Below are 14,579 nucleotides of genomic sequence, written 5' to 3'. Positions count from 1 at the left end.
GAGCTTAACCCGGAATTTCCGCGACCATACGCAGGGATGTGGTCAGTTCTTCCATCTGCAGCCACGGGCGCATATAAGCGACAGCGGAATAGCTGCCGGGCCGACCGGGCTGTTCAACAACACTGATTTTGGCTTCCCGTAGCGGATGGGTTGCTCTTGCTTCATCTCCCAGAGCATTGGCATTGACATACTGGCCCATCCACGTCGACAGATATTTCTGAACATCTTCCGGTGTTTTATGAGAGCCGATCTGATCCCTGCCCATCACTTTCAGGTAATGGGCTATCCGGCTGCTTGCCATTATGTAGGGTAGTCGCGCAGAAATAGCCGCGTTTGCCGTAGCGGAAGGATCCGTATACGTCTTTGGTTTCTGGATAGTCTGCGCACCCATAAAAACCGCATAATTGGAATTCTTATAATGCACCAGAGGCAGGAACCCGAGATCACTCAGCTCTTTCTCCCGCTCATCGGTCAGATTCACCTCTGTAGGACACTGCTGGATACGATCCCCGGCTTCCGATGTATAGAGGAAATTGGGCAGGTTCTCGACCATACCGCCATTCTCTTTCCCTCGAATGGCGGTACACCATCCGAAACGAGTAAAGGCACGGGTCAGGTTCAGTCCCATGGCCCAAGCCGCGTTACTCCAGACAAAATCATCCTGACTGCCGGGAATTGGATCACCTGCTGCATCCAGTTGAAACTCTTCAAAATCGAATGATTTAACAGGTGAGGTTGCCTTTCCGTAGGGCAGTCGTGCCAGGGTCTTGGGCAGGGTCATGCAGATATAACGTGAGTCCTCAGAGCCCCGGAAGGCATTCCAGCTGGCGTAGGCCGGTGCATCGAAGCCGGCAGCCACAGGCCGACCCTCATTGAACATCTGGTAATCACTGTATTCAAAAACCTTCGGGCTGGTTCCGGTAATAAAGGGACAGTGACTGGACGCGCAGACCTCGCCAAGATATCGCAACAGGGCGACATCTTCCTCGTCGTGGCTGAAGTAGAAATCTCCTATCAAGGCACCATACGGCTCCCCCCCTGCGGTACCAAACTCATGCTGGTAATACTTATTGAAGAACAGGCTGCGATCGATGGCCGGAGCACTCTCGAACTGATCCAGAAGCTCCTCCCTGCCGACGTCAAAAACCCTGATTTTAAGGTCTGAACCGGTCTCGGACTCTTTCACCAGTTTGTTCAGTCCGCGCCAGCTTCCCTCAAGTTCCCGGAAATCATCTGCGTGCATAATAGCCGACAACTGTTGTGAAATCTGGGCATCAATGGCAGCCACGGCAGACTCTATGGTCTGGGTCAGATTACGATCCCAGACAACAGAGCCCTCCAGTGCCTGCTCTGTAAAAGCAGACAGCATCTCCTTGGTTGCATCAGGTGGGGTGTAACTGGTTGCAGCAATGGCCTGGTCCAAAAAGCCAACTTCCTCAGCTGCACCAGCTTCACCGGCCGCCTGCTCTTTCGCTTCTGCCATAGTCAGTCACCCTCTTTCTCAGGCACTTCAATTCCCAGCTCTTTGGAAAGATCCCCGAGAGCATCGTTGTTTTGCAGGATATCCTGCAGCAGTTTCTCCAGATCCCGAGAACGATCCGCCTTGCTGAGCAGAACTTTGAGTTGATTACGGGTATCAAGAAGTTTGCGAAGAGGGTCAACCTGCTGAACGATCTGCTCAGGTTCAAAATCCTTCATGGTGTTGAACTTGAGATCCACCTGCAGATCACTCTGCTCTCCCTCTTTCGCCAACTTGTTGTCAACCTTGACGCTCAACTCCGGCCCAATCCTGCCCATCACTTCATTGAAGTTATCCTTATCAATCTGGGTAAACTCCCTGTCCTCCAGGGGCTGGCGCTGATCTTCCGGTTTGGAGCCGGCAAAGTCGCCGATAACGCCCACGACGAAAGGCAACTCCTTGGTTTCCAGGGCACCGTTAGTCTCGACATCGTAGGTTATACTGACGCGATTCTTGCGAACCCTTTTATGTTGAGAACTGACAGCCATTGCTAGAACCCTCCGTTATTTCTTGCCGGAGATGACTTTTCCGGTAGGCAGGTCGTATGCAACCAGGCCTCCTGGCTCAAGCTTGCCACCTTCCGCTTCATGCCAGTGCTTGATCTTGATGGTGTTATAGGCGATAGCCAAACTCTCGAAAGGCGTGCCACCATCACTGCCACTGACGCTATAAGACACCAGTCGTGCCTTCTCCAGTTTGACCTGCAGATATACCTGTGAACCTTCACCGGATCGGTCAGGCTTGGTGCAGATCAGATCAATTGTTTTCCCTTCATCACCAGGCATATAAAGGGAAGAGAGCAGGCTTTCCGAAGCACCGCAGACCTCTTTGGTGACTGAAAGCTCATTCATGGCCACCATGCCGGAGTCCTGGTTCATGCCATTACCGATGTCCATGCCCACTGAACGGACAGCGCCCCAAGAGAAACTCTTGATGGCAAACCATCCCTGTTTGCTCATATCATCGCCACCGGTGTAATCAGCCGTGGCTGCCCCTTTCACCTCTTCGGTGCCAATGCGCATATAAAGGCTGGCCATGCAATATCTCCTACATCAGTTGTTGAGAGAATCCACCCGATGAAGCGGACTCAGTTTCTTGATCATCCTCTGCCTGATCTGCACTACCGACATCCGACATATCAGCAGTTGAAATTGATGACTGGGTCTGGGAACTGTCTGTTTCAGTGGCCTTTTCTGAAGGCGGGGTCGCGTCCATATCCCCCAGGGGGAATGTTGACGGTGGTTTGGAGAAACCAGATGGGGAACCATTTCCCATCGACCGTGATATATCTGGCAGGCGGGCACTGGTTGCCAGCAATCCGGTCAGATCGCTGACCCGATCCAAGGCACGTTGATGTCCGGAAAGCAGTTCTTTCATTAACTCTTCCAGAGACATCTGTCCCCAGGTCACTGCTCTGTCAAGCAGACAGGTAACCGGGCTATGGGGTTCTGCAGTACGAAAATAATCAGCCAGCTGTTGCAGTAAACGGTATGCTTCGAGCCGGCTGCCGACAGCGCCGGTGCTGCTGATTGTCTGCCGGGCACCGATATTCCATTGTTCAGCTTCTTCAGTGACAGAATTATTGCCATTACCATTGCTCTCGGCAGCTTCAGGAACTTCATCGGTCACAACCTGTTCTGCCGTGTCACTCCCGGCATAGCTATCACTGGCACCCTGTTCTGACTGATCCTTTGGCCAGTCATTGATCTCTTCGGCACAGATAAAATCAAGCCAGCGAATAACTGTCTCGATAATATCCAGCAAGGGTTGGCATCCGGCGATCCAGTTTCCCTCACAGACATCAGCCAGCCGCCCATCAATCTCTTTTACTGTTCGACGCATATCAAACAGTGTCTGTATCCGCCGCTTCAGGGTATCGGCTTCCTGTGGCAGAAGAGTTATCAGCTCACTCTTCAGGGTCAGGGAATCCCCCCGCCGGTCTGCCGCCATGCAGTCGCCCAGAGTTGTTTCACCAATCAGAGGGCAAAGGCGGGAAGGCATAACCAGCAGACCACTATCTCCTCCCTCACCAAAAAGTGTTTTCAGGACTGCGACACGCCGAGTTATATCAGGGACATCACGCCCTTCTGTTTCAGATATGCCCCCCGGATGACAGTCCTGCCAGTAAAGCTCAATAATTCTGGAAAGGGTTTTCAGTGCAGTTAAAAGACATTGCCAGGGAGTCTTGCTGAACAGCTGGCATTCACAGAGCCACGACACCAGCTCCAGATCCTTGGTATCGCGGGTCAGGATTTCGACCAGATTTTCCGACAGTGATTCCCAGTTCTGGGTATTGGTTTTCACCAGTTGGTCGCGTTCGCTGGCATCGGGCTGTTGAAGCAGTTGACGGAAACCTGTGCGGGCAACGTTGTACTGATTGCGAAGTGGGCGAAACCGGCTGCGATCCAGACGTAAATCACTTCCTGCCTGATACTTGTCAGAACAGGGGCGCAAAATACTGTCGATCACTAACGGCTGCAGGAACATGAAGAGCCAGCATCTCCGGTTGTTTTACAACTTGCACAGCCTGAAAGGTGTAAGAAAGTACTCCAGAGACACTTGGGACATGCTCTGTCCAACCCGGGTTACCTATCCGATATCATCAGGCCAGAAGAGCATAGATCAGCTTTGAGTCTTTACCAGAGTTGCTTTAACAGGCGACGACTGTCGGTCTACATCCAGATAGACAGCCTTCGTCTTGCAGTTATCAAATAAGGTCTGGGCACGTTTTCTGGCCACAGCCTGTTCCTGGTCAGTCATTTTGCCAACCACAATATCCCTGAGTGTTGCGGCTTCCGGAACACCCCAGGCGGCGACAACAGCAAGGTTGGCCCAGGCCGTTACCAGATCTCTTGGTTCGCCCTGTCCGATGGCAGCCATAAGCCCCAGAGCGTAATAGCTATACAGGTCACCCTGATCCGCCGCATCTGTAAAAGCCTTGCGAGCCTTGGTGTATGAAACAGCAACCGGCCCAGGCCCCTGCCAGTAAAGGAAACCCTGCAGCCGTCGCGCATTTCTGTCGCCCCGGGCAGCAGGTTCAGACATCATGACCAGCGCCTTATGAAAATTGGGGGGTCGCCCATTCCCGGAATAAAAGGCTACTGACAGGTTATAGGAAGCCAGCAGGTCTCCTTTCTGATGTCCTTTGTCAAACAGAGATGCTGCCGGCAGGTAGTTTTCCTGTTTCCAGTTCATCAGGCCAAACTGGTTAAACGCCAGAGAGATTCCGGCACTGGCCGCTTGCTTAAGCAACGCTTCACTCTCTCCATCACTTTGCCCAAGTGCGGCTAACAGTGCTCCTCTTGCATCACCGGCTTCTGCCGACTGCTTCCACTCTTTCACTGCTGCCAGCGTATTTCTTTTCCTGCCAATACCAAACCATTCAATCAGGCCAATATTGAGGCGAGAATTGTTTTGCAGTGCTTTGTTAGAAGATTGCTGCAAGACCTTCCGGTACCACTTTTCAGAATTGACCACATCCTGCACCAGCCTGTTTCCATCACGGTACAAACGCGCCAGTACCAGTTCCGCATAGCCATTCTTTTCCTGTACGGCCTGGTTCAACAGCTTATCCAGCTGGACAGCATCTTTATGATTCTGGTCGTGTAACATGGTCAGTGCTCTCTGCCAGGCTGCAAAAGAGTTACCGCCAGAGGCCGCCTTGTCCAGCCAATGAATGCCATCTTTTCTATTGATCTCGGCAAAACCACCCTGCTGTCGCATAAGTCCCATTACCACCTGCGCGGTGATATCACCCTGATCGGCTTTTCCCTTCAACCATGGAATCCACACGGCCCCAGCCTTGTGCAATGACTGCTGATCAATCTCAACCAGAGGAACCGGAGCAACCGGTGACGGCAGGGGAAATTCATTCAACCACTGAATCCAGCTCCGCCAGGATTCCCGAGGGGATTCTTTGGTATCCAGGGAATGACTGGCAACAGGAAAGCCGGGGAAAACCAGTGGCACAGATTCCAACTGTTCTTCCAGCAGAGACTCAGGCAGTACAACCTTTGGTTTTGATGAACAGCCCGCCAGGATTATCAGACCAGCGAAAATAACCACACTCATTAAACAGGCAAAGCAGGACGTTAATTTCTGCAGGCTCATCTATGCTCTCGCTTCAGTCATCACCAAACCGGCTTGATTGATATGGCGAACACAGCAGGATCACTGACCCCGGATATACGGCCGCTCACCGCAACATCCGATGATGGCAAGCAATGGCTGCTTAGCCGGCTGGTTGTTGAAGAAGCTGTCTGCCGCCCATTTGTTATTCAGGCCGACGTGCTCCATGACCAACCCGGTGTTCCGGAACTGCTGGGTCAACCGATGACGGTTAACTATAGACCGGGGCTTCAGAGCAATCGCCATAATGTCCGCAGCTTCCATGGAATCGTGGCCTCCATAACCCAGATGCATGGAAAGGAAAGTGGAAATATCCAGACCTTCCGGGTCATTCTTCGCCCATGGCTGGAGCTTCTTAATCTAAGAGACAACTGTCGTATTTTTCAGACCAAAAGCAGTAAAGACATCATCTCCGCCCTGCTGCAGGAACATGGTTTAAGTGGTGAATGCAAGTTCAACCTCAATGGTACGCCGGCCGAGCGTGAGTACTGCGTGCAATACAATGAAACAGACTACGACTTTATCAACCGCCTTACCCGGGAGGAGGGGCAGCACTGGTACTTCCAGCATGAAGATGGGCATCACCGGCTGATTATTGGTGACAGCAACCAGTCATTTACCAAGTGCTGCGATGATCTGGAGTACTACCGGGATGCAACGGATCTCGAAAATGCCCTGACCCGCTGGCAGCCCCAGCTACAGCTCCAGCCCAAGTCGGGCAGTACCGGCAGCTATCAGGATGAACAGGCCCAGACCATTACCAGCAATGCCATTAACAGCCGCCACAACTGGAAGACCAGTATGCAGCTGGAGGCATTTCGCTATTCGGGCCATGGCCGTGACAGAAATATGGCAACTGATCAGGCCCGTTACTGGATGGAATCACACGACAGTGAATACCTGCAGGTCACTGGAGAATCAGCTGAGCCAGAGATGCACGCAGGAGGCCGCTTCCGCCTGTCACGCCACCCTGACCGCAGTCAGGTGCGGGACTATCTGCTGCTGTCTGTCAAGCATGAAATTCTTAACACCGAAACCCAGAAAGGTTACGAGTACCTAAACACCTTCACCTGCCAGCCTGAAGAGTGGCCATATCGTCCCAAACCCGCCAGACCTGTCAGGGTTTACGGTCTTCAGACTGCTCAGGTAACCGGACCTGATAACAGTGAAACCCATACCGATGCCGAAGGCCGGATTATGGTGCGCTTTCACTGGGACAGGGAGGATAACCCTGATGATCACTCCAGTTGCTGGCTGCGTGTCGTACAACCCCTGGCCGGTGATGGTTTCGGCTGCCATACCCTGCCCAGAGTTGGTCAGGAGGTGTTGGTTGGTTTTCTGGAGGGTGACCCAAACCAGCCAGTCGTCACAGGATGCCTCTACAACGGCAAACTCAAGATACCTGACCCGAGTCCTGCCACCAGCGGCCTGTTGTCACGCAGCACTGCCGAAGGTGGCAGTGATATGGCTTCGGAGATTCGTATTGATGATAACAAAGACAAGGAGCTGTTTTATCTTCAGGCACAAAAGGATATGACAACTCTGGTTCGCAATGACTACACCCGTACGGTAGAAGCAAACGACATTCTAGAGGTAACCGGAGAGTGCACCTGGAGCGGTAAGGATAAAATGACCCTCACCATTGACAAGACTCTGGACATCAAGTCCACCGATGCCATGACCCTTGAATCCAGTGCCGACTGGACCGGTAAGGCCAGCCAGGCTCTCAGCCTGGAAGCCGGTACTGATGGGAAATATGATGCCAAGAAAAGCCTGAAACTGACTTCCCCACAAATCAGTATTGAAGGGCAGACCAGCATTGAACTGAAAGTCGGTGGCAGCAAGATCAGTATCGGACCTGCCAGTATCGAAATCAGCGCACCACAGGTCACTGTCAAAGGACAGACAACAGCAGAACTCAGTTCAGTTATGACAACGGTGAAGGGATCTGGAAAGGTTGAAGTCTCAGGAGCTCTGGCCTCTCTGAATGGCCAGGCCATGACCGAGGTGAAGGCCGGAGCAATGGTGCAGATTCAAGGTGCCATTGCCAAAATTAATTAGGTTCTGTTGACTGAATGTGAAGCCGATATGTACTCCAAACTTCCCTATTTAACCGCGCAGGACATCACCCAACGTTATCAGCCATCACCTGAGGTTGAAACTCTGTTGGAGAATAACCCTACTCCCGAACAGCTGATTGGTGAACTTAACGCTGAGAAGAACTTTGCTGATCTTGTGATGTTCATGGCCCATGGCCTTCCCCCTCGTGAAGGAATTGGCTGGGCAATTCAATGTATCCAGGAAATCATTGATGACTGTGTACCAGCAGAGAAAGTCGCGCTGGCTACGGCTAAAGAGTGGTATATCAATCCCACCGAAAAAAATCGCCGTGATGCTGAACGTGCCGCTAATAAAGCAGAACTTCAGACGGCACCAGGGTGGGTTGCCCAGGCTGTATTCTGGACTGGTGGCAGTATGACTGCACCAGGCACTCCCGTGATATCTCCGCCTCCCTTTCTTTACTGTCATGCAATTGCAGGGGCCGTTAACCTGGCCGCTATTCTCCCGGATGGTTTAAAGGCGGACGAGCGCTATCTGGTTTTTATTGAAAAAGCGATCAATATAGCTCACGGAAGTCGATGATCCTTACCAACCCAATGCCTGAGTAACGAGATCGTGTATATGGATAGTCTCTGGACGTTCAAGCCCCTGAGAGATAAAACGCCACTGCCGTCTGCTCAAACGCCCAGGGCGCTGCCAGCGGCAACCGGAATGCACTTTGGGACAGGCTCGCCGGGAGCCTGAAAGCAGAGAGCATCCCAGCAGCATAAGGCTGTAGACATCATCACCTGTAGAAACTTTCCCGGAACCATTTATCAGGGTTGGACTGCTCCAGACCGGCCGCATCTGCCGTTTAACCGGATATCTCTTTCCGAGTGGAAGCGCGGCACCAAAATCCAGCAGCCAGACCTTTCGTCCATTTACCTGAATATTTCCCGGGCAAATATCACCATGAACCCAGCTCTTTTGATGACACAGAGCGAGTAATCGCGCGATCCTGGCTATCAGCCAGCCTGCACGCTCGGGAGCGATTGATACCTTATCAAGGGAGTTGCCAGGCAGGCGATCCATGATCAACCAACAGCGCCTGGGAGCCCGGAGGCAGTTGCGTAAACCCACAACTCCCTCAATGTTCAGTTGCGACAAAACCTTGCTCTCATGGGCAAACCGCTCTTCAAGAGGGGAAGGAGAAAAAGGGCCCTTCATAACCAGACGACATCCGGTGAGAGTATCCCTGACTTCCCTGGTAAAACGACCGAAAACCGGGCCCGACAGCTGATACCTGCTCATTGCAACTGTTCCGGTAGATTCAGTTTGTTAAAAATCAATCCGACACGGGTCGCCCCGGGCAGCCGGGCTATTATTTCAGCCTGGTATTCCCTGGCCTTGAATTTCAGCTCAAACTCACCAAGTTCTCGGGGTTTGCTGACTCCAGACTGAAGCATACGCATCCACCTCCAGGGGCCTTTCCATTCCTGCTCGGCGAGCAGCAAATCGTCGCTGTAATAGCTCAGTGTCAGAAGTGCATCGGTCGCCCCCATACCATCCCAGTGGAAAGTCTGCCAAAGTGATGGTCCGTGCAGGCTTGTTAAAACACCACTGTCGCTTTCAAGACGAAGCCGGGTGACTTCCGGGCTCATGGTGACAATACGCAATGCCATATCGATACTGACGCGGTTGTCCTTGGCAAACAGTACCTTGCGGATATCCTGAACAATACTGAGCTGTTCCCATATGGTGTGATTGAGCGGCAGCATCTGCCCTTTAACCGGTCTTGGTGTCAGCCCGACACTGTTGGTCGAAGAGAATGGAGCCAGGTACTTGTTGAAAAACCGGTCGATCACCCCTCCTGTGGCAAGCAAGTTCTCAACGGCAGCGGGATCTGCATCCTTGTGACTACTGCTCTTGACAGGGTAATAATCAACCATGGTCGAACGCCACAGGGGCATAACATCCCGTTGCCAATGTCTGTCAATTTCACTGGCTGCACTGGCCAGCAAAATCTTCAGGGTGACATCATTAAGGTTCTTCATTATCCGGCGGGGATCTTCCGGCAGTGTTTCGATAACAGCTTCCAGATCAGTGAAAAAGTCGTTTTTTCCTTCAGCAAGATCTGCCATCAAAGCAAATGCTTGCCCATTCGAGTCCACACCGAACAGTGCCGGACGCAGGGTATCAAACAGCTGGGCAACACGGGATGTGACGGCACTGACACCTTCCTGCTCATTGGGGGATTGAAGCTGCTGGTAGATGGAAAACTGATCGGTGACCTCTTCTTTCTGTTCCCAGGTAGGATTATAAATATCTTCTTTTTTCGCCTTTGCCAGGGAGCTGACCTGTTTGATTGCTGCCTTCTTATCCGGTTTCTTAATATCTGCACCCTGAGGTGTAGAGTCGGCATCCTCAGCATTATTTGAGCTTTCAGTTTCAAACTGGGTATTGCTGACCACGGTGTTGACCAGCGAGGCCAGGGGGGAATTCACCGAAGACGAAAAATGCAGCAATGTTTTCGCCAGCTGCTCATGGGTATTAACAGGAAGAAGAGCAATGGAAGAGAGCAGTTTCTGCCAGAACTCAGCATACTCAAGAAAATAGAACTCCCTTGCCGACTGCAGAATCTGTTTCTTCTCTGCATCATGCACATCTGGAAACTGCGGGTGGAAAAGAGCCTGCCTGATACCGAGGAAGATTTTTATGATGTAGCTGTCCGCACGGAACTCCATACGGTTTGCTGCTTTCATTGTGTATTTGGAAGGAAAACCATGCTCAACCAGTGAAGGCTCAATACGGAAGGTATTAATCACAGGGCTGCTGAATATCTGAGACAAAGGAACATTCTTGAAACCAAGAATATCTGCCAAGTTATAAAGCAACACATAACTGTCACCGCCCCGGGCCCAGGTATTTTTCATAAATTCCAGAAAGTCACTGCTGCGACTGGCCGGGTCGCTGGGGTTGCTGATCATGACCTGCAGCTGATGATCAAAGGCTTCCAGCAAATTTCTCCTGTTGGCGTTGTCACCCAACAACTCACGAACAATAAAAAGCCGGGTATCATTATTTGGTGACAGAGAACGTCGCCCGGTCAGGGCAAAGTACAGCTGTACATAGAGAACCGTACGATCCCTTCGCTGCATCATTCGTGACTTAATAACTGCCTGCTCAAGCTCCTTCAGCAGGAGCGGCTGCAATCCCTGAAGCAACTGGTCACGCCAGGCATTTCGAAGTTTTTCTCCAGTCCCTCCTCTCATCAAAGAGGAAACTATGTACCACGGCCCCGGTTTCTCGTACTCCTGAATCACTTCATCCAGCGACTGGTACCACTTCACCCGCCCGATAAAACTGCTTTGATCCGGTGGTGCACTCTCCAGTGTTCGCCAAGTCGTCAGCATGATCTTGCCCTGCTTTTCCATGTATCTGACATTGCTGTAGAGCCAGACTCCTGAAAAAACAATAAGCAGAGCACTGATAACCAACCAGCTGCTGCACAGCACCCGCCACCTCCATACCCGGTACTGATTCACACCCGCCAGACCGGCATCCGGCAAAAGAATAGAAGGAACGAAACCGCGACTGAAAAAATTCAGGGAATTACTGACTGGCGATGGCTGGCTGCTTCCTGAGAAACCATAACGATTGCAGAGATAGCGTAATAAGAGGTCTTCACTCGGAGACCCTCCACCGTGCCCGGTAAGAAAGTACCCCCTCAAGCAGACAGCTGCGCCCAGGGGATAATGGCGAAATACACTACCTAACAATTCATCTAACTTGGGGCCCAGTAGCTGTAGCTGCCATGAAAGAATGACAATATCAATTTTGTTTGTGTTTTCATTTTCTTCATGCAACGCCAAAGTAATACGCTGCTGCACCTTGCTTCGCAAAACCTCCCATGAGCGTTCAAACCAGTCCCGTCGATACTGGCGGCTAAGTTCGTTTCCTTCTGTCAAGGCACCGAGGCTCTGCTCAATTTCTCCGGAGAAAGGTTTATGGAAGGCTCCGGAAAACCCAACCAGACGGTCACACTGGGTAACGGTTACGTAGGTTGGTAAAGACTGGCCCAGGGTCTGAACAGTTTCATGAAGCCGACGACGGAGGCTGTCTACCTGCAGTTCACGGGCTTCACCGGCCGGTTCGGTTAAAATCGTCACAGGCAGTGCCACCAGAACACCATTCAACGCACGCCTAGGTCGTTCTTTAAGGAGCCGCCTTAAAGCCTGATGCCATAACCGTTCATCATGTTCACCACCGGTCTGTTCATAGAGCCGCCCCCAGAGTTTAATAACTGCCAGGTTTTCACTGCACCAAACCTGCAGATATTCTGAAGCCTCTTCCAGTTCCTGCGTCCTGACCCGCAGCAGGCCAAAGGATTTAAGGAGCGAGGATTTGCCTCCTCCCTCAGGCCCGATCATCAGATAAAGTGGCATTCTGTAGGCTTCGGCCCTGTAGCGGGTCTGCAACAGGGAATACATGGAGTTCAGAGCCGCCATTATCTGCTTTTCCCGCAGCCGGTAAAACTGGCCCTCAAACTCTTTGTCAGCCGATGCATCGTCTGAAGCTTTCTTGGTTGACTGCCTTGTTTTCCATGTCCGGCGTATCAGGGCAACAACCACGACGGCAATCATAATGGCCAGGAACAGGGACACCGACCACCAGCCAAACTGTCTTAACAGTAACCACAGCAGTCCAAGCGCACCGACACCACCACTGACAATAATTAGAACCAGCTGCAACGGATTCATAATTTTTCACCCGCCAGAGTCTGCTCAATCGCCATGATCTGGGTATGCATCTGGCCGAAGTAGCGATACCCGGCAATCAGGGTCATCGCCAGAATCACAACCAAAGTCATGCTGTTGACCAGACCAAAACGAAAACGACTCAGCCGGTGCCTTACCCTGACTGCAGGCATATGAAGGCACTCAAGGGGCTGCCGCAGAGCAACCCGCTGCAGGGTACGATGCAGTTGGAAACAGATCTCTTCACGGGCACCAGGCTGGTCATGGAATCGTCCTTCAAAACCAAGCTTCAGCATGATGTATTGCAGCTCGAGAAATTCTGCAAGATTTTCCGGCTGCATCTGGGCCTGCCCCAGTAACTGGTAGAACAGCTCACCCCCATTACGGCCACCGTAGAGACGGCTTAGCAGGGTATCATTGGCCCAGCCTGATTTCTGTCCCCAGCGGGTTCGTAAAATGGCCTCATCCAGAACAAGGCAGAACAGCGGCCCACACTGCTCGAGCGCCCAGGGGTGACAGGCCAGAAACGCACCTTCCGTGCGTAATTGTGTCAGTTTGTTTTGTACATGCTCCCGAAGAGCAGTGACATCCGAAGGCATTCCCAGGCGCGGGATCATAGCCAGCAGTGCCAACAGATCTGCCCCCAGGCGCAACAGTGCATTCTCCTGACCGGCACCATCAAGAGCCGCCATGCCGGCAACAGCCTCTCCCTGTCTCCCCTGGCTGTAGCCATCACTGACAACATGGGCTCTGCTGCCATACCCTTCAACAACCAGAGTAACGTCATCATCCGGCATCAGATACTCTCTCCGCCACGAATTACGTAGAGCGTCAGCTCCACATCCGGCAGCCGTTCATCGATATGAATAACCAGCTGGTCGCCATTGGAAATCAGCTCCTGCCACAGGGGATCACTGCGATTAACTTCGAAATAGACAACATCCTGCTTTGGCTGCAGCTCGCCGGGTGCCATCGGCAGCTGCAGCATACGTATTCCTGGAAGGGCACTGCAGACCAGAGTATCTATACGACGCTTGCCAGCCAGCTTGCTGGCATTGACAAACCTTTGCCCTGTGGCGACAACACCCAGACTGGACTGAACCCCCAGCACAATACGACCTGACTGCATGCGCTCAGGATCTGGATCTTCCAGAAGCATAAGACGACGGTTAGCAAACTCAGTGTTATCCCAGTTAATCACTACAACCCTGTCATCCGCGACACTACTGAGTACCCGGCGCAGGCTGCGAAACAGCACAGAGACAGAGGGACCTGGATTACTGTGATCGAAATAGGGTAACTCCGGCAGAGGTTCCGATAACAGTGCCAGAAGATCTCCAAGACACATGCCAAGTTCACGAAACATGGCTCCGGCTGACATACCGGCATCTCTGGCGACAGTGCCAAACCAGGGCAGCCAGCGATTCAGAGTCTGTAGCCAGAAGAGATCCAGTACCCGCATCTGCCGGCTCTCGGCATCGGCTCCCCCCTGCAACCTTTGGCAGCACTGCCGGGAACGCTGTGTCATCAAGGCTGTCAGCTCGGACAGCTGCTCCTGAAGAACCGGCGATACGGCAATATCCAGAGCCGGAGGAATAAAGCTTCCGTCTATGATCAACGATCCGTCACTGTGCAGTTCACGGACATGAATAACCGGCAGAAGCGTATAGGCAGTCAGCTGGCTTCCCTCCAGGTGGAGGGACAGGTTCAGGCGGGAGTGTTCAACCTGAACAATATCATTGTCACCAGATGCCTCATCAATGACATCGGCCGCATAACTTGTATGACGGACAGTCGGCGGAGCATTTCTGGCCACATTCACCTGTGCTGGGCGGTATAAAGGCAAGGCAAGATAAACTTTCTTGTTGACCGTTCCAGCGGGAATCTGCAATGACAGCTCCTGATCAGAATGAAAGGGAGTACCATCCTGAAAAACGCCCGATACCGACATGATTCGCAAACGCCCGACCCTGTACTGTTCCTGATCAATTTCCAGCTTTTTCAGGCCCCAGATATCGCCAAAGCAGCTTGTTATCCAGTCCCGCACATGAGAGTGAAAATACCGGTCATGCTGCTGGAAATGCTGGGGAGTGATAAACATCCCTTCCAGCCAGACAATATTGTGGTCAGACACC

Annotated in this window: 11 protein-coding genes; 2 read left to right on the top strand and 9 right to left on the bottom strand. The window is 52.2% G+C overall.

Going from position 1 to position 14,579, the window contains the following annotated elements:
- Positions 1 to 4 precede the first annotated feature (4 nt).
- From tssC to M3P05_RS14325, 5 genes are all read right to left on the bottom strand, one after another.
- Positions 5 to 1,483 (bottom strand): type VI secretion system contractile sheath large subunit, encoded by a 1,479-nt coding sequence (tssC, locus tag M3P05_RS14345; protein WP_249700446.1) that lies wholly within the window; start codon positions 1,481 to 1,483, stop codon positions 5 to 7.
- Positions 1,484 to 1,485: 2 nt separating this feature from the next.
- Positions 1,486 to 2,007, bottom strand: a complete 522-nt coding sequence (gene tssB / locus M3P05_RS14340; RefSeq protein WP_249700444.1) for a type VI secretion system contractile sheath small subunit — start codon at positions 2,005 to 2,007, stop codon at positions 1,486 to 1,488.
- 15 nt (positions 2,008 to 2,022) lie between these two features.
- On the bottom strand, positions 2,023 to 2,556 hold the full coding sequence (locus tag M3P05_RS14335; RefSeq protein WP_249700442.1) for an Hcp family type VI secretion system effector: 534 nt from the start codon (positions 2,554 to 2,556) through the stop codon (positions 2,023 to 2,025).
- Between the two features lie 10 nt (positions 2,557 to 2,566).
- Entirely contained in the window at positions 2,567 to 4,006 is a 1,440-nt protein-coding gene (locus M3P05_RS14330) for a type VI secretion system protein TssA (protein ID WP_249700440.1), read from the bottom strand.
- Positions 4,007 to 4,141: 135 nt separating this feature from the next.
- Positions 4,142 to 5,629, bottom strand: a complete 1,488-nt coding sequence (locus M3P05_RS14325) for a tetratricopeptide repeat protein (RefSeq protein WP_249700438.1) — start codon at positions 5,627 to 5,629, stop codon at positions 4,142 to 4,144.
- A gap of 42 nt (positions 5,630 to 5,671) precedes the next feature.
- Between M3P05_RS14325 and M3P05_RS14320 the strand changes: the two genes are divergently transcribed.
- Positions 5,672 to 7,708 carry a type VI secretion system Vgr family protein gene (locus M3P05_RS14320; protein WP_249700436.1) on the top strand — a complete coding sequence of 679 codons (2,037 nt, stop codon included), beginning with the start codon at positions 5,672 to 5,674 and terminating at the stop codon, positions 7,706 to 7,708.
- A gap of 27 nt (positions 7,709 to 7,735) precedes the next feature.
- Positions 7,736 to 8,290: a DUF6931 family protein gene (locus M3P05_RS14315; RefSeq protein ID WP_249700434.1), complete on the top strand. Its 555-nt coding sequence runs from the start codon at positions 7,736 to 7,738 to the stop codon at positions 8,288 to 8,290.
- A gap of 3 nt (positions 8,291 to 8,293) precedes the next feature.
- Here M3P05_RS14315 and M3P05_RS14310 read toward each other — a convergent pair whose 3' ends face one another.
- Genes M3P05_RS14310 through tssK form a run of 4 tightly spaced genes read right to left on the bottom strand, consistent with a single transcriptional unit; the run spans position 8,294 to position 14,578 of the window.
- Positions 8,294 to 8,998 (bottom strand): protein kinase domain-containing protein, encoded by a 705-nt coding sequence (locus M3P05_RS14310; RefSeq protein WP_249700432.1) that lies wholly within the window; start codon positions 8,996 to 8,998, stop codon positions 8,294 to 8,296.
- On the bottom strand, positions 8,995 to 12,447 hold the full coding sequence (tssM, locus tag M3P05_RS14305; protein WP_249700431.1) for a type VI secretion system membrane subunit TssM: 3,453 nt from the start codon (positions 12,445 to 12,447) through the stop codon (positions 8,995 to 8,997). Before tssM ends, M3P05_RS14310 begins: the two co-directional genes overlap by 4 nt.
- On the bottom strand, positions 12,444 to 13,241 hold the full coding sequence (gene icmH, locus M3P05_RS14300; protein ID WP_249700430.1) for a type IVB secretion system protein IcmH/DotU: 798 nt from the start codon (positions 13,239 to 13,241) through the stop codon (positions 12,444 to 12,446). The genes tssM and icmH overlap by 4 nt, the downstream gene beginning before the upstream one ends.
- Entirely contained in the window at positions 13,241 to 14,578 is a 1,338-nt protein-coding gene (tssK, locus tag M3P05_RS14295; protein WP_249700429.1) for a type VI secretion system baseplate subunit TssK, read from the bottom strand. The genes icmH and tssK overlap by 1 nt, the downstream gene beginning before the upstream one ends.
- Between the last annotated feature and the right edge of the window lies 1 nt (position 14,579).

This window comes from Parendozoicomonas callyspongiae, assembly GCF_023502345.1.
GTDB lineage: Bacteria > Pseudomonadota > Gammaproteobacteria > Pseudomonadales > Endozoicomonadaceae > Sansalvadorimonas > Sansalvadorimonas callyspongiae.
The sequence above is the reverse complement of the archived record's forward strand: the minus strand, read 5'-3'. Positions and strand labels throughout refer to the sequence as shown.

Coding starts and splice junctions, on each gene's coding strand:
- M3P05_RS14315 (WP_249700434.1), top strand. CDS start 7,736: ATGTACTCCAAACTTCCCTATTTAACCGCGCAGGACATCACCCAACGT.
- M3P05_RS14320 (WP_249700436.1), top strand. CDS start 5,672: ATGGCGAACACAGCAGGATCACTGACCCCGGATATACGGCCGCTCACC.
- tssC (WP_249700446.1), bottom strand. CDS start 1,483: ATGGCAGAAGCGAAAGAGCAGGCGGCCGGTGAAGCTGGTGCAGCTGAG.
- M3P05_RS14325 (WP_249700438.1), bottom strand. CDS start 5,629: ATGAGCCTGCAGAAATTAACGTCCTGCTTTGCCTGTTTAATGAGTGTG.
- M3P05_RS14310 (WP_249700432.1), bottom strand. CDS start 8,998: ATGAGCAGGTATCAGCTGTCGGGCCCGGTTTTCGGTCGTTTTACCAGG.
- tssM (WP_249700431.1), bottom strand. CDS start 12,447: ATGAATCCGTTGCAGCTGGTTCTAATTATTGTCAGTGGTGGTGTCGGT.
- M3P05_RS14330 (WP_249700440.1), bottom strand. CDS start 4,006: ATGTTCCTGCAGCCGTTAGTGATCGACAGTATTTTGCGCCCCTGTTCT.
- icmH (WP_249700430.1), bottom strand. CDS start 13,241: ATGCCGGATGATGACGTTACTCTGGTTGTTGAAGGGTATGGCAGCAGA.
- M3P05_RS14335 (WP_249700442.1), bottom strand. CDS start 2,556: ATGGCCAGCCTTTATATGCGCATTGGCACCGAAGAGGTGAAAGGGGCA.
- tssB (WP_249700444.1), bottom strand. CDS start 2,007: ATGGCTGTCAGTTCTCAACATAAAAGGGTTCGCAAGAATCGCGTCAGT.